This window comes from Mesorhizobium sp. BR-1-1-10 (genome assembly GCF_020165595.1).
In the GTDB taxonomy this organism is placed as follows: Bacteria; Pseudomonadota; Alphaproteobacteria; order Rhizobiales; family Rhizobiaceae; genus Mesorhizobium; species Mesorhizobium australicum.
On record NZ_JAIUIL010000006.1, the window covers coordinates 37,427 to 52,978 of the forward strand.

Annotated in this window: 16 protein-coding genes; 9 read left to right on the forward strand and 7 right to left on the reverse strand. The window is 62.8% G+C overall.

All coding sequences use genetic code 11. From position 1 onward, the window contains the following. Positions 1 to 4 precede the first annotated feature (4 nt). On the forward strand, positions 5 to 1,123 hold the full coding sequence (locus LB555_RS14270; RefSeq protein ID WP_224683118.1) for a P1 family peptidase: 1,119 nt from the start codon (positions 5 to 7) through the stop codon (positions 1,121 to 1,123). A 64-nt stretch (positions 1,124 to 1,187) separates the two neighbouring features. Here LB555_RS14270 and LB555_RS14275 read toward each other — a convergent pair whose 3' ends face one another. The 4 genes from LB555_RS14275 to LB555_RS14290 form a co-directional block, all read right to left on the reverse strand. Further along, the gene (locus tag LB555_RS14275) at positions 1,188 to 1,439 is read right to left on the reverse strand and encodes a DUF768 domain-containing protein (RefSeq protein ID WP_015316487.1); all 252 of its coding nucleotides are present in this window, start codon (positions 1,437 to 1,439) and stop codon (positions 1,188 to 1,190) included. Positions 1,440 to 1,839: 400 nt separating this feature from the next. Continuing rightward, positions 1,840 to 2,529: an SDR family NAD(P)-dependent oxidoreductase gene (locus LB555_RS14280; RefSeq protein ID WP_140660860.1), complete on the reverse strand. Its 690-nt coding sequence runs from the start codon at positions 2,527 to 2,529 to the stop codon at positions 1,840 to 1,842. Positions 2,530 to 2,813: 284 nt separating this feature from the next. Further along, a complete protein-coding gene (locus LB555_RS14285) occupies positions 2,814 to 3,833 on the reverse strand; it encodes an isopenicillin N synthase family dioxygenase (RefSeq protein ID WP_224683119.1) in 1,020 nt (339 codons plus the stop codon). A gap of 253 nt (positions 3,834 to 4,086) precedes the next feature. Then, positions 4,087 to 5,127: an ornithine cyclodeaminase gene (locus tag LB555_RS14290; RefSeq protein WP_224683120.1), complete on the reverse strand. Its 1,041-nt coding sequence runs from the start codon at positions 5,125 to 5,127 to the stop codon at positions 4,087 to 4,089. Positions 5,128 to 5,285: 158 nt separating this feature from the next. On the opposite strand from LB555_RS14290, the gene LB555_RS14295 reads away from it, so the two are divergent. The 4 genes from LB555_RS14295 to LB555_RS14310 are packed head-to-tail and all read left to right on the forward strand — an operon-like array spanning position 5,286 to position 8,984. Further along, entirely contained in the window at positions 5,286 to 6,224 is a 939-nt protein-coding gene (locus tag LB555_RS14295; RefSeq protein ID WP_140715566.1) for a MurR/RpiR family transcriptional regulator, read from the forward strand. Beyond that, the gene (locus tag LB555_RS14300) at positions 6,221 to 6,868 is read left to right on the forward strand and encodes a cysteine hydrolase family protein (RefSeq protein WP_015316481.1); all 648 of its coding nucleotides are present in this window, start codon (positions 6,221 to 6,223) and stop codon (positions 6,866 to 6,868) included. Before LB555_RS14295 ends, LB555_RS14300 begins: the two co-directional genes overlap by 4 nt. Beyond that, entirely contained in the window at positions 6,865 to 8,187 is a 1,323-nt protein-coding gene (locus tag LB555_RS14305; RefSeq protein ID WP_224683121.1) for a glutamine synthetase family protein, read from the forward strand. The genes LB555_RS14300 and LB555_RS14305 overlap by 4 nt, the downstream gene beginning before the upstream one ends. After that, positions 8,187 to 8,984 carry an N-formylglutamate amidohydrolase gene (locus LB555_RS14310; protein ID WP_015316479.1) on the forward strand — a complete coding sequence of 266 codons (798 nt, stop codon included), beginning with the start codon at positions 8,187 to 8,189 and terminating at the stop codon, positions 8,982 to 8,984. Before LB555_RS14305 ends, LB555_RS14310 begins: the two co-directional genes overlap by 1 nt. A 162-nt stretch (positions 8,985 to 9,146) precedes the next feature. On the opposite strand, the gene LB555_RS14315 is transcribed toward LB555_RS14310, so the two are convergent. Continuing rightward, a complete protein-coding gene (locus LB555_RS14315; protein WP_140792937.1) occupies positions 9,147 to 10,493 on the reverse strand; it encodes an NAD(P)/FAD-dependent oxidoreductase in 1,347 nt (448 codons plus the stop codon). A gap of 319 nt (positions 10,494 to 10,812) precedes the next feature. Then, positions 10,813 to 11,997 (reverse strand): mannonate dehydratase, encoded by a 1,185-nt coding sequence (gene uxuA / locus LB555_RS14320; protein WP_015316477.1) that lies wholly within the window; start codon positions 11,995 to 11,997, stop codon positions 10,813 to 10,815. A 98-nt stretch (positions 11,998 to 12,095) separates the two neighbouring features. On the opposite strand from uxuA, the gene LB555_RS14325 reads away from it, so the two are divergent. Further along, on the forward strand, positions 12,096 to 12,881 hold the full coding sequence (locus LB555_RS14325) for an SDR family NAD(P)-dependent oxidoreductase (RefSeq protein ID WP_224683122.1): 786 nt from the start codon (positions 12,096 to 12,098) through the stop codon (positions 12,879 to 12,881). Positions 12,882 to 13,004: 123 nt separating this feature from the next. Next, positions 13,005 to 13,898, forward strand: coding sequence for a DUF1236 domain-containing protein (locus tag LB555_RS14330; protein WP_015316475.1), 894 nt, complete (start codon positions 13,005 to 13,007; stop codon positions 13,896 to 13,898). A 160-nt stretch (positions 13,899 to 14,058) separates the two neighbouring features. Here LB555_RS14330 and LB555_RS14335 read toward each other — a convergent pair whose 3' ends face one another. Next, a complete protein-coding gene (locus LB555_RS14335) occupies positions 14,059 to 14,670 on the reverse strand; it encodes an alpha-ketoglutarate-dependent dioxygenase AlkB (RefSeq protein ID WP_015316474.1) in 612 nt (203 codons plus the stop codon). A gap of 167 nt (positions 14,671 to 14,837) precedes the next feature. On the opposite strand from LB555_RS14335, the gene LB555_RS14340 reads away from it, so the two are divergent. Continuing rightward, complete coding sequence (locus tag LB555_RS14340; protein WP_015316473.1) at positions 14,838 to 15,275, forward strand: GFA family protein; 438 nt, start codon at positions 14,838 to 14,840, stop codon at positions 15,273 to 15,275. Positions 15,276 to 15,345: 70 nt separating this feature from the next. Continuing rightward, a complete protein-coding gene (locus tag LB555_RS14345) occupies positions 15,346 to 15,546 on the forward strand; it encodes a KTSC domain-containing protein (protein WP_015316472.1) in 201 nt (66 codons plus the stop codon). Positions 15,547 to 15,552: the final 6 nt, after the last annotated feature.

Sequence of the window (15,552 nt, forward strand, 5' to 3'; positions counted from 1 at the left end):
GAGCATGATCGACAATCCGCACCATCTGGCAACGCCGTCCGGCAAGCCGCGCGCGCGAAGCTTCGCTATCGGCTTCGACGGAACGCCCGGGCCGTTCAACGCGATCACCGACGTGCCCGGCGTCGCTGTAGGCTATGCGACGCTGATATCGGGCGATGGTCCGCTTATCGTCGGCAAGGGGCCGGTGCGCACCGGCGTGACCGCAATCCTGCCGAGGCCGCGCGCCGAATTGGCCACCCCGGTCTTCGCCGGCATTTTCAGCCAGAACGGCAATGGCGAGATGACCGGCTCGCACATCATCGAGGAAACCGGCGCCTTCAACTTCCCGATCACCATCACCAACACGCATTCCTGCGGTGTTTCGCGTGACGGCACGCTGCGCTGGATGAACCGGGTGCTGCCGGCCGCGATCGACAGCGCCTGGGGGCTGCCGGTGGCGGCGGAGACTTATGACGGATTTCTCAACGACATCAACGGCCACCATCTAACGTCGGAGCACGTCGCCGAAGCCCTTGACGGCGCCGCCGGCGGACCGGTCGAGGAAGGCAGCGTCGGCGGCGGCACCGGCATGATCTCCTTCGGCTTCAAGGCAGGGTCCGGCACGGCCTCGCGCATCGTCGCATGGCAGGGGCGCACCTACACGGTCGGCGCCTTCGTGCAGTCGAATTTCGGCAAGCGGCATAATTTCACCATTCGCGGCCTGCGCGCCGGGCCCGAACTCACCGAACCGGCGATCCGCGAAGCCACGTCGCGCGCGGAAAAGGGCTCAATCATCGCCGTCATCGCGACCGACGCGCCTTTCCTGCCGCATCAGATGAAGCGATTGGCGCGCCGTGTGCCGCTCGGCGTCGCCTTGACGGGCGGCTTCGGCTATCACAGTTCGGGCGATATCTTCCTCGCCTTCTCGACGGCTAATCCCGCCGCGGCGCTGGGGTTGTCCGGCCGCATCGCCAGCGCCGATTTCATTCCCGATACAGACATCGACCCGTTCTTCGATGCGGTGATCCAGACGGTGGAGGAATCCATCCTCAACGCTCTTATCGCCAATGACGACATGACTGGGCGCGACGGCAATTTCGTGCCGGCGCTGCCAAAGGCGTGGCTGGAAGAAAAGTTTGGCTGAGAGGGATGGCTGAGACGAAAACGCGGGCCGAAGCCCGCGCGTTTCGAACAGGTTTGACCCGTAGTTATTCCGCGGCTTTGCTTGAGGCCTGCTGGTTTTCGTCGGCCTCGGCCGCTTCCTCGAGCCGGGAAGCGATCAATTCCTGGATGTCGCCGACTTCCTCCTGGATGTCCTCCAGCGGTATGCCGACCTCGGCCGCCTTGGCGGCGCATTCGCGGGCCAACGTCTCGGCCTGCTTCTCGATCCTGGCGTGGGACTGGCAATGGACCTTTTCGCCGATCCATCCCCGCAAGAACTCGATCGCGTGTTCACTCATACTGCTGTTCCCTGGCGGCAAAGCCGGTTGGTAATCATAAGCGTCGGCATCCCGCGAAGGATGCATGTTCCCATTCGAGCCGAGTCGCGGCCAGCCGGCAAGCCGAAGCCGTCCAGGGTCCACAGAGCCGAAGGAAATCGAGGGGTGAAGAACATTTTCTGATTCTGAAGGACTGTACCGTTGGCGGGGTCTTCCCGCTCCGAGCAATTGCTTCTACCTTTTACGGCTTCCAGTCCGTTTCTTAATCTCACTGGCTGTCGCTACAGCCGCCTATGACGTTGCGCTTCAAGGCGTGAGCCCGCGAAGCCGCCGCTATATAGTGACATCCACATCCGATGTCGACTCTCCTCAAGGCCCGTGCAGACGAGCCATGCAAAAGTCGCATGGATCGCTGATCCAGTCAGAAATTTTCGACCCACGGCCTGAGTTCCATTTCCCAGGTCCAGGCGCTGCGGTGCTGGCGGTGGATGGCGAGATAGGCCTCTGCGATCGCATCCGGAGACAGCCGGCGATCCTGCGGCCCAGGCTCCTGTCCGGAAGCGGCCGAAGCAATGGCGCCGTCGATGATGAAATGCGCAACGTGGATGTTTTTGGGCGCCAGTTCACGGGCCATGGATTGCGCCAGCCCGCGCAATCCGAATTTGGGCATCGCAAAGCCGGCGGAGCCGGCGAACCCCTTCACACTTGCTGTCGCTCCGGTGAAGAGGATCGACCCCGCCCCTTGAGCGATCAGCCGGCGGGCCGCTTGCTGAGCTACCAGGAACCCGCCATAGGCCCCGACCAGCAAAGCCTGTCGGACAGCCTCGGGATCGAGTTCGGCTATTGGACCGCGAGCGCGGCCACCGGCGTTGAAAATCACGAGGGAAAGCGGGCCAGCCTTGTCCGCGATATCGAACAGATGCTCGACCGATGCCGGATCCGAGACATCCGTCGCCACGGCTTGCGCGCCGGTTTGCGCTTGCAATGCATCGAGCTTCTCGATGTTTCGGGCGGCCAGGACGACATGGAACCCTTCCCTGGCGAGAAGACGCGCGAGCGAGGCGCTCAATCCGGAGCCCGCTCCGGCAATCACGGCGACGTCGGATGTCATGAGACCCTCTCCTCTTCCAGTGATCGCAATGGCCGGCGCGTGTTGAACTCTGCCGGATCGGCGCCGCACCGGCAACACGCAGGGCGAAAAGAAAAATGGCCGGGCGCCAAACGGCCCGGCCAAAAAAGAAGGTCATAACCTTCAGAGGGGAACACCGCTCGGTGAAATGGGAGGAAAACACCGAACGGTTTTTCCTTTTTGAGCCGATTCCCCGACGAATACGACGAATGATTTTCTAAGAATCGGTCGGGATGGCAAAAATCCCGTTCTTTCTCGTCCAAGACTCAGCCGGCCCGGCTTTCCGGCTCGAGCAGATCCACATAGTGGCGCCGAGCGACGTCGGGATGCGAGCGCAGCCGGCTTTTCAGCACATTGGTTCCGACATCGCGAAACAGCGGATTGTCCGGATCGCTGGCCGGCCCGCGCGCCTGCGCCGCCAGATCCTCGGAAAGGCTAAGCAGCGGTATCGTCGCATCGAGCCTGGCGCTGAAGAAGAACGGCACCGAAATGCGTTCAATGCCGGCCGCCGGCGTCACGACACGATGCACGGTCGCCCGCAAATAGCCGTTTGAGGCCAGTTCGAGCAATTCGCCGATGTTGACGACGAGCGTACCGGGAATGGGGTCCACATCCACCCAGCTTCCGTCATAGTCGACCTGCAGCCCCTTATTGTCATCCTGAAGCAACAGCGTCAGGAAACCGCCATCCTTGTGCGCGCCGACACCCTGGTCATCGCCGGTCGCCTCTCGGCCGGGATAGCGCACGATTTTCATGCGGTGGTTTGGCTGCTCGCGGTAGATCGGGTCGAAAGCGTCCTCGGCTTGATCGAGCGACAGCGCGAAGGCTTTCAACAGCCTGATGGCCACTGCTGTTGCCTTGGCCTGCCATGCCAGCAGGGCGGGTTTGAGTTCCGGCAACGCAGCGGGCCACTGGTTCGGCCCCTGCAGCCGCGTCCAGGCGGGAATTCCTGGCCCTTGCGCTATGGGCTGACGCTCGACGCCGATGTCGAGCTGTTCGCGCCAATCGGCCTTGCCCTTGGTCAGCTCGCCGCCGGCGCGGGTATAGCCACGGAACTGCGGGGATTTCACCATTTCGATCGCGAGCTTGTCGGCCTCGGCCAAGGCAAAGAAGCGGCGCGACGCGGTGAGCACTTCACTGATTTCCGCCCACGAAATGCCATGTCCGGCCAGGTAGAAAAAGCCGATGTCGCGCGACGCGGAACGCAGATCCGCCAGAAATGTCCGGCGTTCCGACGCGCCTTGTTCAAAGCGGCTCAAGTCGAGCACGGGTACTATTCTGGGCATATCAGGCTCCTTTCCCGGCTTTGTGCGGATGTTACCGTCCGCAAACCAGGACTGTTGGACAGGCGTGCACTTTTCGGCGGTCACACCCGCCGGCAATGCCTGCAAGTGTCATCGACTCCAGATTGCCAAGAAAGAAACGATCGGCCCTTCGAGACCGCCGCGATGAACAATTTTTGCGCGCGCGCCGGCAAGCTGACAATGACCGCGATCATTCGCGCAGATACGGACCGCCAGCAGGCGCGCGACCTCCACGCTATTGGGCTGCCCTGAGCAGCATGCCGAACAGGTCGCGTGGCTCGTCGGGGTCGGCGAGCATATCGAGCTCCTGGTACAGGCCGGTCGACCTCAGTTGATCCCTGACATAGCGCAACGCCGAAAAGTCCTCGATAGCGAAACCCACCGAATCGAACAGCGTGATCTGGCCGGCGTCGCGCCGGCCCTCAACGGCGCCGGTGACCACCTGCCACAGCTCAGTCACCCGATGATCCGGCGCGAGCTGCTGGATCTCGCCTTCGATGCGGGTCTGCGGCGGGTATTCGACGAAAATGTCGGAGCGCAGCAGGATGTCGCGGTGCAGTTCGGTCTTGCCGGGGCAGTCGCCGCCAACGGCGTTGATATGTACGCCCGAGCCGATCATGTTGTCGGTCAGGATGGTGGCGTACTGCTTGTCGGCGGTGACGGTGGTGATGATGTCCGCACCCTCAACCGCTTCCTGCGCGCTCGTGCAGGCCGTCATGTCGAAGCCGAGGCCGGCGAGATTGCGAATGCATTTCTGTGTTGCCGAACGGTCGATATCGTAAAGCCGCAGCCTGTCGACGCCGAGCAGTGCCTTGAAGGCCAGCGCCTGGAACTCAGCCTGGGCGCCGTTGCCTATCAGCGCCATGCAGCGGGACTCGGCCGGCGCCAAGTGCTTCGCGGAAAGGGCCGACATGGCCGCCGTGCGCAGTGCGGTCAGAATGGTCATCTCGGACAGCAACACGGGATAGCCGTTGTGGACGTCGGCCAGCATGCCGAAGGCAGTCACGGTCTGGCGGCCCTCGCGCATGTTCTTGGGATGACCATTGACATATTTGAAACCATAGACCTCGCCGTCGCTGGTCGGCATCAACTCGATAACGCCCTCGGCGCTGTGCGAAGCGACGCGCGGGGTCTTGTCGAACAGCTCCCAGCGGCGGAAGTCGTCCTCGATATAGCCGGCGAGCTCAACCAGGAACCGCTCGACGCCGATCCTGAGCACGAGCTTCATCATATTGTCGACGCTGACGAACGGCACGATGTTGAGATTGGGTATCATTTGTTCCTTGCCGGTACACCAGTCAGCCCTGGCGATGCGGGTTGTAAACCTTCATCATCGTCGGCAGTCTCGGAAAGTATGTCAATACCTCTTCATTATTGACCATAATTAAAATATCTGAAATAGACTCGACACAGCATATATTTCAGGGGAGGCCTATGGCGATACGCGATGTTCTGATGCGCGGGGATCTGGCGCTGACGCCGTCGGAAGAGAAGATCGTCAGGCTGCTGCTGACGGACTATCCGACCTCGGGCCTCGGTACCGCATCGTCGCTTGCGCGACGCGCCGGCGTCAGCGATCCCACCGTTGTCCGGCTGGTCGTCAAGCTCGGCTATGAAGGGTTCCCGGACTTTCAGGCAAAGCTGCTCGCCGAGGTCGAGGCCAGGCTGCATTCGCCGCTGTTGATGATGGAGACCAAGCGGCAAAGCGGTTCCAGCGACAGCGCGGTGCTTGCCTATCTCGATTCCGTTACCACGGCCCTGCAGAAAGCCACCGCGGCGACACCGGTCCAGACCTACGAGCGTGCCGCCCGCCTTTTGATGGAGGCCAAGGGCGAAATCTTGCTGGTCGGCGGCCGGTTCAGCCGCCACATCGCCGGGATGCTGGCTGGATATCTCGTGCAGTTCCGCACCGGGGTCCGCGATCTCGGCGTGCTCTCTCCGCAGTCGTTCGACACGCTGGCCGACCTCGGTCGTCGCGACGTGCTCGTCGTCTTCGACTATCGCCGCTACCAGTTCGACGTGATGGCCTATGCGCGCCAAGCCGCCGCGCTCGATGTACGCATTCTTCTGTTCACCGACCAATGGCTGTCGCCGATATCGGACCTTGCCGAAGTCACAATCGTCAGCCCGCTCGAAGTCGCCTCGCCCTATGACACGCTGGCGCCGGCGATCGCACAGATGGAGGCGCTGACGGCCCAGATCGTTTCGACGCTGGGCGACGACGCTCGGGCTCGCATCGAGAGGATCGAGAAAGTGCGGCACGCCAATGCGGTGACGCTCGACAGCGATGCGGAAGGGAGCGGCATGCGCAAGACATCAGGACCGCGCAAGATACCTGGACCCAAAGCAGCAAAGCAGGACGAGAAGGCATGACCCAAGCCCTACCCAAGCGAGACGAAGCTTTTCGTACCGGCGAGACAGCGCTGCTGCTGGTCGACATGCAACGCATCTGGTTGGAGCCGGGTGCCGATCCTTCGCATCCAGAACGCGGACCCGATCATTATTTCTACCGGCAGACATGCTCGCAGACGATCCCCAACCAGGAGCGCCTGCTGGCGGCGGCGAGGGCCAATGGCGTCGAAGTGCTGCACACCATCATCCAGAGCCTGACCGAAGACGGCCGCGACCGCTCGCTCGACCACAAGCTGACACCGATCCATGTTGCGCCCAGCCTCCCCGAAGGCCTGCCAGTGCCATCGCTGGGGCCGGTCGGCGACGAGATCATGCTGCCGAAAACCTCGTCGGGCATCTTCAACTCGACCAATGTCGACTACCTGCTGAAAAACCTTGGCATCCGCTATCTCGTCGTGGTCGGCGTGCTGACCGACCAGTGCGTCGACATGACAGTGCGCGACGGCGCCGACCGCGGCTATCTCGTCACCTGCGTATCGGATGCCTGCGCCACCATTACCCAGGAGCGCCACGACATCGCGCTGAAGGCCTTTGGCGGCTATTGCTGGGTCACGGACACCGACACCGTCGTCGACCGCTTCAACGCTCTGGGAAAAAAGGCATGACATCTGCCGTCGAGCCTCTCGTCGCCGTCGTCACCACGGATCTCTCCGCCATTACGCGGGGCCGCTTCGTGGTCGAAAGCAGATTGCAAAAGACCGCCGCGACAGGGATCGGCTGGCTGCAGGCCAATCTGTCAATGACGCCGTTCAATTCGATAGTCGATCCCAATCCCTGGGGTTCGTCCGGTGACCTTCGGCTGATCCCGGATCTCAAGGCGCGCTTCCGCACCGAGCGGACGGGATCGGCGACGCCCTTCGACATGGTGGCCGGCGACATCGTCGAGCTCGATGGCAGCCCGTGGCTTGGCTGCACGCGGACCATGCTCCGGGATACGCTGGCGGAATTGAAGGCGGCCACCGGCCTTTCCGTCATCGCCGCCTTCGAGCACGAATTCCACGTTGCCGGCGGCAGCTTCGCGCCGGCACATTCGATGTCCTTTGCCGCCCTGCGCCGCACCGACCCGTTCGCCCCCAATCTGATGGCGGCACTCGAAGAGGCAGGTGTCGGCCCCGAAGTGGTCATCGCCGAATTCGGCAGTGAGCAATTCGAAGTGACGCACGAGCCGGCCGATGCGCTCACGGCAGCAGATCGCGCCGTCGCCATCCGCGAAATCACGCGCGAAGTGGCACGCAATGCCGGCTGGCGCGCGAGCTTCGCGCCCAAGGTCGCCCCGGATGCCGTCGGCAACGGCGTGCACATCCATTTCAGCTTCGTCGACGAAGCCGGAAAGCCGGCAACTTACGATCCGGCGCGTCCCGGAGGCCTGTCCGCCAAGGCTGGCGCCTTCTGCGCCGGCGTGCTGCGCCATCTGCCTGCGATGACCGCCATGACGGCGTCGAGCGTGTCGTCCTTCTATCGCCTTAAGCCGCACAGCTGGAGTTCGTCCTACACCTGGCTCGCCGATCGCGACCGCGAGGCGTCGCTCCGCATCTGTCCGACGGTGACGATCGGCGGACGCGACCCGGCACGGCAGTATAATGTCGAGTACCGGGCGGCCGACGCCACCGGCAATCCCTATCTGTCGCTGGCGGCGATCATCCGCGCCGGGCTGGAGGGGCTGAAGGCGGACTTGCCATCACCGCCGCTGGTCACTGGCGACCCGACGCTGATGAGCGAGACGGAACGGGCGGAACTCGGTCTGGTGCGGCTTCCCGAGACCTTGCCGGCGGCACTGGATGCGCTCCTGGCCGACAAGACCGTTACGGGATGGTTCGCCCCGATCTTCATCGAGACCTTCGTCGGGTTGAAGCAGCATGAAGCCGAGCGCCTGGCAGGCCTTGATCCGGCTGCCATCTGCGATCTCTACCGGACGCTTTATTGATGACTGCGCAGGCCGAAAAAAGCTCGCGCCCCCAAGAAGATTGGCCCGAAGCCGTCGAGGTGCTCAACGAGCATGGCCGTTGCGAGATCGTGCTGCTGTGCGAGCATGCGTCCAACCATATGCCGGCGGAGTACCGCCGGCTCGGGCTCGATGCCAGTCATCTGCAGCGCCACATCGCATGGGACATCGGCGCCGCGGAGGTGACGCGCCTGTTATCGGCACGGCTTGATGCAGCGGCCTTTCTCAGCGGCTATTCCCGACTGCTGATCGATCTCAACCGGCCACTGGGCAGCCTGGGCAGCATTCCGGTGCTGTCGGAAGACACTGACATTCCCGGCAATGCCGGCGTCGACGGAGCGGAACGAGACCGGCGCGCGGAAATCATGTTTTCGCCGTTCCATGAGCGGGTGGCCGCGCACCTCGATCGCCGTGTGGCCGAGGGCCGGCCGACGCGGATCGTGACGATCCATTCCTTCACACCGGTGTTCCTGGGTGTCGCCAGGCCTTGGCATGCGGGTGTGCTGCATGGTCATGCAGCCGATCTCGCAGCGGCGATCCTTTCGGGCCTGCGCACCGACGCCGCACTCAACGTCGCGGCCAACGTACCCTATGTGATCAGCCGCGATGCCGACTACGCCGTACCCATCCATGGCGATGATCGCGGCATCCCCGCCGTCCTTGTCGAGATCAGGCAGGACTTGTTGTCGACACGGTCGGGCATCAAGGAATGGGCGGACCGGCTGGCGGCGGCGCTGCCGGCGCACGAGACGGAGGCATCTCAGCCGGTGCGGAGGTGACGCCGCGACCACGGCGCAGGTCGGCAAGCCGCGCTTCTCGCCATCAGCGCGGCGCTCGCGTGAGCGGGGAACGGTCCGGTCCAAATGGACAACCTCTCGAAAGCTTACAATCAGGTCGCCCGACCTGACCTGCCGCCCCAACCGGCGTCAGGGCAACTTCGCCTAAAGCGATGGTCCCATCCGGATAGGGCTGCCGTCGCTGAACCGGGATTGACGGAACCTGTGAAGGTTGTGCCCAGTCTCGTTGCCCTGGATCAAGTCGGACAGGACGCGGCCCATGCCAGGCCCTATGCCGAAGCCATGGCCGCTCATCCCAGTGGCGATGACGAGGCCATCGACCGTTGCGGCGCGATCGACCACAGGCACGACATCCGGCATCGCATCGATCATGCCGGCCCAGCTTGCCCTGAGCGGCACCGCCTCGAATTGCGGAAAAAGCGCCTTGAACCCATGATCGATGGCGCGAAGGGCCCTGGGTTCCGGGGCAGGATTGAGAACGCGCATGCGTTCGAACGGGCTTTCCTTGTCGGCATCCCATTTGCGCGGGGTGGACCAGCTGTCCGGATATGCACGCGGCGCCGCCGGCAGGTAGCGCGTGCCGAAAGGATTTGCCTTCAGGGCAGGCAGGTATTTCGGTGCGTGACGCAATGCATCCGGCCCGACATAGAGCAGGTGGCTGCCTCCCGCCGCGAGCGTGTACCCGCCGTCCTTTCTACGCCGGAAGGCGATGCGTTCGTCCGCGGCAGCGCCGGCATGGATTTCCGGCATAGGCGCGGTCGCAGCGACGGTCGTGCGGACACTGAGCTGCGGGATCGAGACGCCATGCGCGCGCAGGAACAGCGACGTCCAGGCACCGCTGGCGACAAGCACGTTCGAGGTGGCGATGCGGCCTCGCTCAGTCCAGACACCGCTGATACGCCCTGCGGAGATGTCGAGCATGCGTGCCGCACAGTTCTCGATGATTGTGACACCCTGGCGAGCGGCCAGGCGGGCAAGCGCCGGCACGGCGACCCAGGGCTCGGCACGCATGTCCGACGGCGTGGTCATGGCGCCCTTGAAGGGGCGTGACATGGCCGGGATCAGCTTGGCGGTCTCGCCCTGGTCGAGGAGGCGCGTGTCGACGCCATGGGCCTCGGCGATCTTCAGGAACTTGGCGAAACCGGCCATCTCCTTGTCGGTCCGCGCAAGATAGGTCACGCCCGTCTGCGTCAAGCCTATGTCCTCGCCGCACTCCTCGGCCAGTTGGCGCCAGAGACGCTGCGCTTCGATGACGATGGGCAATTCGTCCGCGTCGCGGCCCTGCTGGCGAATCCAGCCCCAATTGCGCGAGGACTGCTCCGCGGCGATGCGTCCCTTCTCCAGCAAGGTCACAGGTATGTTGCGACGGGCCAGGAACAAGGCCGCGGTCACGCCGATGATGCCACCGCCGACAATGACCACATCCGACGTCTTCGGCAGCGGCGCCTGGAACTGGATCGGACTGGCTTCGGTGAAAGGGAAGATCGTCAAAGGACTGTCCTTTTCTCATAAGCGTGCCCCGCGCCGATGGCTGGTCCCAGTGGCGCGAAAGTCGCCCGCTTTCGTCGGACACTGGCCAAGCGTGAAGTGCGCCGACGAGCACTACACGACCGGCCTCGAAAATTTGCGTGCCAGCTCGATGAAATTGTTGACCACCCGTCGAGGCCGCTTCTCGTCGTAGGGCAGCCCTGGCTTCATCGACAATCGGGTGGCTAGGGCACGCGAATGCTGGACGAAGCGAAGCGCTCGCTCAGACCTGTCGCGACATTCCGGCGAAAGATCGCAAACGATAGCTTGCCGCCCGATGGCTTCAGGCCAGCCCGAACCGCTCCACCGCACGCATGATGCCGCGCAGCTCCGCGAGGCCTTTCAGCCGGCCGATGAGCGAATAGCCGGGGTTGATCTTCTTCTTGCCGATGTCGTCGGCAAGCAGATGGCCATGATCGGGCCGCATCGGAATTTGCCAGTCGGCTCGGCCTTCTCCGCGACGGCGCTTCTCTTCCTGCATCAAAGCGAGGATGACATGCGCCATGTCCGTGCCGCCCTCGAGATGCTCGGCCTCGTAGAAGGAACCGTCCTCCTCGATGGTGATGTTGCGCAGATGGACGAAATGGATGCGGTCGGCGAATTCCTTGACCATGGCGACAATGTCGTTGTCGGCGCGCGTACCGTAGGAGCCGGTGCAGAACGTCAAACCATTGGCCGGGCTGTCGACCGTCTCGAGGATGAAACGCGCATCCTCGGCCGTCGAAACGACGCGCGGCAGGCCATAAAGCGAGAAGGGCGGATCGTCCGGGTGGATGCACATACGCACACCCGCTTCTTCGGCCGCCGGGATGATCTCGCGCAGGAACCAGGCAAGATTGTCGCGCAGTTCCTTAGGCCCAATCGCGTCGTATTCCGCCAGCGCCTCGCGGAAACTGTCCCTGTTATAGCTACGCTCCGTAGCCGGCAGGCCGGCGATCAGATTGCGCTCGATCTGGCCGATCTGCTCCGGTGTCAGCGCCTTCAGGCGCTCCTCGGCCTGGGCAATACGTGACGGCGTATAGCTTGCCGCGCCGTTCTTGCGCTGCAAGACAAAGAGATCATAGGCAGCGAAGTCGATGGCGTCGAAGCGCAAGGCATAACCGGTCGTCGGCAGCCGGTAGGCCAGGTCGGTGCGAGTCCAGTCGACCACAGGCATGAAATTATAGCAGATCGTCTGGATTCCGGCCTTCGCGAGCGCGCGGATGCTGTCGCGATAATAGCCGGCATAGCGCTCGCGCTCCGGCGCGCCGATCTTGAAGGAATTGTGAACCGGAATGCTCTCGACGACCGACCAGGTCAACCCAGCCGCCTCGATGATGCGCTTGCGTTCGAGCACATCGGCCTCAGGCCAGGCCCTGCCATCATAGATATGGTGAAGCGCTGAAACCACGCCGGTGGCGCCAGCCTGTTTGACATGTTCAAGCGTCACCGGATCATCGGGACCGTACCAACGCCAACACTGTTCCATTGCCACTTCCTTTCTGCGAGAGACCGGCAACCTATTGTTTGACCACGATGAGTGTCAAACTAAGAGCCGGTTTCGATAGCAATGAAGGAGCTTCCGCAATGAAGGATTTTGACGGCAAGGTGGCATTGGTGACAGGAACGACCGGTATCGGCCTGGCAGCCGCCAAACGCCTGGCGGCTGGGGGCGCCGCGATCGTCGCCTGCGGGATCGACAGCGCGGCCAACGCCGCCATGCAGGAAAGCCTCGCCAAGTCCGGAGCCGATGCGCTGGTGCAAACGGTTGACGTCTCCGTTTCCGAGCAGGTTCACGACGCGGTCGTGGCCGGCGTGGCGAAATTCGGCGGCATAGACGTCATCGTCAATTCGGCGGCGGTGCATCCCTACGGAAGGGCGACGACAACCGACTGGGAAACGTGGAACCGGGCTATGACGGTCAATGTCGGCTCGATCTATCTGACCGCCCATTTCGGCATCCCGGAAATGATCAAGCGTGGCGGCGGCGCCATCGTCAACGTCGCTTCGGTGCAGGGCTTCGCCTGTCAGCAGAACGTTGCCGCCTATGCCACGACCAAGGGCGCCATTCATACGCTGACGCGTTCGCTGGCACTCGACTATGCCGCGTCCGGCATAAGGGTCAATTCGGTCAGCCCGGGCTCGATCCGCACACCGATCCTTGAAAAGGCCGCGCGTGGCGACGGCGGCAGCGATGCCGACGTGGAAGAGGCCTACAGGCGCTTCGGCGCGGCCCATCCGCTCGGCCGCATCGGGGAACCGGAGGAAGTGGCGGAACTCATCGCTTTCCTGTGCTCGTCGAAGGCCGGCTTCTGCACAGGCGCCGACTACAAGATAGATGGCGGCCTCACCGCCGGCATCGGCGTGAAGTAAGACCGTGAAGATCGATCTCGAGACCCAATCGGGAGTGGTGCATTAACGCAGCCAGTTCGGAACAATCTTTTTTGGCCGAAGTTTTACCCCTTGAAGGGACGAACTCTCCGAAGGAGATTTCCTATGAAACATGTTCTCATTACCAGCATGCTGGCGATCGGGCTAGGCTGCGGGACGGCGATGGCTCAGACGCAGCAGCCCGCCGATAGCCAATCAGGAGCGGACACAAATTGCGCTTCCGGCACGACCAACTGCCAGAAGGGCTCGAAGATGAAGGAGCAGGCACAGGGCACCAAGTCCCAGACTGATCAGCAGGTTCAGGACAAGACCAAGGCCAAGACAGAGGAGCAGGCCCAGGGCAAGGCCGGCACCACCACGGACCAGCAGGCCCAGGGCAAGACGAAGATCCAGACGGACCAGCAGGCGCAGGGCAAGGCTGGCACCAAGACCGACCAGCAGGCCCAGGACAAAACCAAGGTCCAGACCGACCAGCAGGCACAGGGTAAGTCTGGCACCAAGACCGACCAGCAGGCCCAGGACAAAACCAAGGTCCAGACCGACCAGCAGGCACAGGGTAAGGCCGGCACCACAACGGATCAGCAGGCTCAGGACAAGACAAAGGTCCAGACCGATCAGCAGGCACAGGGCAAGGCCGGCACCACCACCGATCAGCAGGCTCAGGACAAGACAAAGGTCCAGACCGATCAGCAGGCCCAAGGCAAGGCCTCCACGCAGGACAAGACCTCGACCGCTTCCATCAACAATGTGACGGTTGAACAGAAGACCCAGATCACTCATGTGATCAGGGAAACCAAGGTCGAGCCGGTCACGAACGTCGACTTCGACGTCTCCGTCGGCATCGAAGTTCCGCGGCACAAGGTCAGGCTGCATCGCTTGCCGGCTCGCATCGTGAAGATCGTTCCGGCCTACGAGGCGTACGAGTATTTCGTTCTCGCCGACGGCCGGATCGTGATCGTCGATCCGGATACATACAAAATCGTGCTGGTGCTGACCTAGGGCAATTCCAGGGAAAAGTGCGTAGCGGTTTTCCGTTCGGAATTGCGTAAAAACAAAGAGTTAGAGCACAGGATCGTTCAACCCGCCCCGCTGCACGCGGGTCGGGTTGAGCACTATGGCGAGATGATGCGGAACTTCCCGTGCAAACCTCTGCGCATGCTCAGGGATTGCGAGGCCGCAATGTCCTCAAGGTAATCGAGTAGCGGTGCTCGGCAAGCGGCGGGATGCTGTGCTCCCATTGCGACCGCGACGGCCCCGTCATGAGATAGGCCGATCTCGGCTCGACAGTGATGGTCCGACGCTCCCATTTAGACCCATTCTTGCGCCGAAGGCGAAAATCGCAGGGCGCCAGCAGCGAAACGCCCGCGACATCCTCGAAATGCGGCTTGTCGCGGTGCCAGCCGATACCGGCGCCGGGCCGGTACTCGTTGATCAAGACCTGCGCGAAGGTTTCGGCCGGCCGGCGCGCAAAAGCCGCGACCTTTTCGCGCAAGGGCAGCAGAAAATCAGGTATCGGCGGTGCCTCGACCACCTCGCGCCGGTCATAATCGTAGCGAAGGCCAAAACCGACGACACGCCGGTTTGCCAGATGGCCATGGAAGTCGAAGGCCTTGAAGGGCAGTGCCTCTAGATGATGGACGAGTTCGATTTCGTCCTGTGGCGTGATCAGTCCGGTCTGGTAGGCGAAACCCTCCGGCAGATCATCCTGAGCGGCACCGAAGAGATCGTGCTGGGCCACACGGCCGGCTGTTTTCGGTTTGAGCGGCGACATTTTGCCTAGATGGTGAAGGCCGGACCACAAGGCAATATGGGAACCGCGCTTGCCCGCCCTGGATACGTCCCAAAACCGGCGCAACGGAACCGCGGGAGGAGCGTGAAAGTTTAGCAACGGCGGTTCCGTCGGGGGCCGCCGGGCACGTTCTAGCCTTGGAGTGCCGGATGCCGCGCGTTGAAACCGGGGCCTGCTTTTGCGGGGCGATCGCCGCCACCATGGACGGTGAGCCTTTCTGGATATGCTACGATCACGATGACGATTGCCGACGGGCCATCGGCAGTCCACTCACCGTCTGGGTCGGGTATCGGCCGAGCCAATTCAATCTTTTGAGGGGGGCGCCAAAGGCCTTTTCCAAGACGCCGGGTGTTATCCGCACTTTCTGTCCCGACTGCGGGAGTTCGATAGGCTATAGCGACGAAGGGCTGCCGGACGAGCTTTATCTGACGATCGGATTCTTCGACAAACCCGAAGGGCTGCGGCCACAGGCCCATGCCTATTGGGACCTCAGGCTGCCTTGGGTCGACTTTGCCGACAAGCTGCCGCGCATCGATCGATATTCGAGGAAACGCGATGCGAAGTTCGGCAACCCAAGCGACAGGTAGCAATGTCGGATGGCGGCACGGAACCGCACCACGCCTGGCGGGTTATTTGGCTGAGCCGTCAGGTGCCAGCATGCCATCGACCGTCATTCGAAACACGCAATACGATCCCGCGACCAGGATCCTCTCGGTCTGGTTCGTGCCGCACGGCAACCGCTATGACTATGAGGACGTCGCCCCGGCTACCTATGCGGCGTTCATGCGCGCTCCTTCGAAAGGCCGCTTCTTCAATAAATTCATCAAGGACCACCACAGGTACCGTCGCGTGGCGTGATGCCCC

Coding starts and splice junctions, on each gene's coding strand:
- LB555_RS14270 (WP_224683118.1), top strand. CDS start 5: ATGATCGACAATCCGCACCATCTGGCAACGCCGTCCGGCAAGCCGCGC.
- LB555_RS14275 (WP_015316487.1), bottom strand. CDS start 1,439: ATGAGTGAACACGCGATCGAGTTCTTGCGGGGATGGATCGGCGAAAAG.
- LB555_RS14280 (WP_140660860.1), bottom strand. CDS start 2,529: ATGACATCCGACGTCGCCGTGATTGCCGGAGCGGGCTCCGGATTGAGC.
- LB555_RS14285 (WP_224683119.1), bottom strand. CDS start 3,833: ATGCCCAGAATAGTACCCGTGCTCGACTTGAGCCGCTTTGAACAAGGC.
- LB555_RS14290 (WP_224683120.1), bottom strand. CDS start 5,127: ATGATACCCAATCTCAACATCGTGCCGTTCGTCAGCGTCGACAATATG.
- LB555_RS14295 (WP_140715566.1), top strand. CDS start 5,286: ATGGCGATACGCGATGTTCTGATGCGCGGGGATCTGGCGCTGACGCCG.
- LB555_RS14300 (WP_015316481.1), top strand. CDS start 6,221: ATGACCCAAGCCCTACCCAAGCGAGACGAAGCTTTTCGTACCGGCGAG.
- LB555_RS14305 (WP_224683121.1), top strand. CDS start 6,865: ATGACATCTGCCGTCGAGCCTCTCGTCGCCGTCGTCACCACGGATCTC.
- LB555_RS14310 (WP_015316479.1), top strand. CDS start 8,187: ATGACTGCGCAGGCCGAAAAAAGCTCGCGCCCCCAAGAAGATTGGCCC.
- uxuA (WP_015316477.1), bottom strand. CDS start 11,997: ATGGAACAGTGTTGGCGTTGGTACGGTCCCGATGATCCGGTGACGCTT.
- LB555_RS14325 (WP_224683122.1), top strand. CDS start 12,096: ATGAAGGATTTTGACGGCAAGGTGGCATTGGTGACAGGAACGACCGGT.
- LB555_RS14330 (WP_015316475.1), top strand. CDS start 13,005: ATGAAACATGTTCTCATTACCAGCATGCTGGCGATCGGGCTAGGCTGC.
- LB555_RS14335 (WP_015316474.1), bottom strand. CDS start 14,670: ATGTCGCCGCTCAAACCGAAAACAGCCGGCCGTGTGGCCCAGCACGAT.
- LB555_RS14340 (WP_015316473.1), top strand. CDS start 14,838: ATGCCGCGCGTTGAAACCGGGGCCTGCTTTTGCGGGGCGATCGCCGCC.
- LB555_RS14345 (WP_015316472.1), top strand. CDS start 15,346: ATGCCATCGACCGTCATTCGAAACACGCAATACGATCCCGCGACCAGG.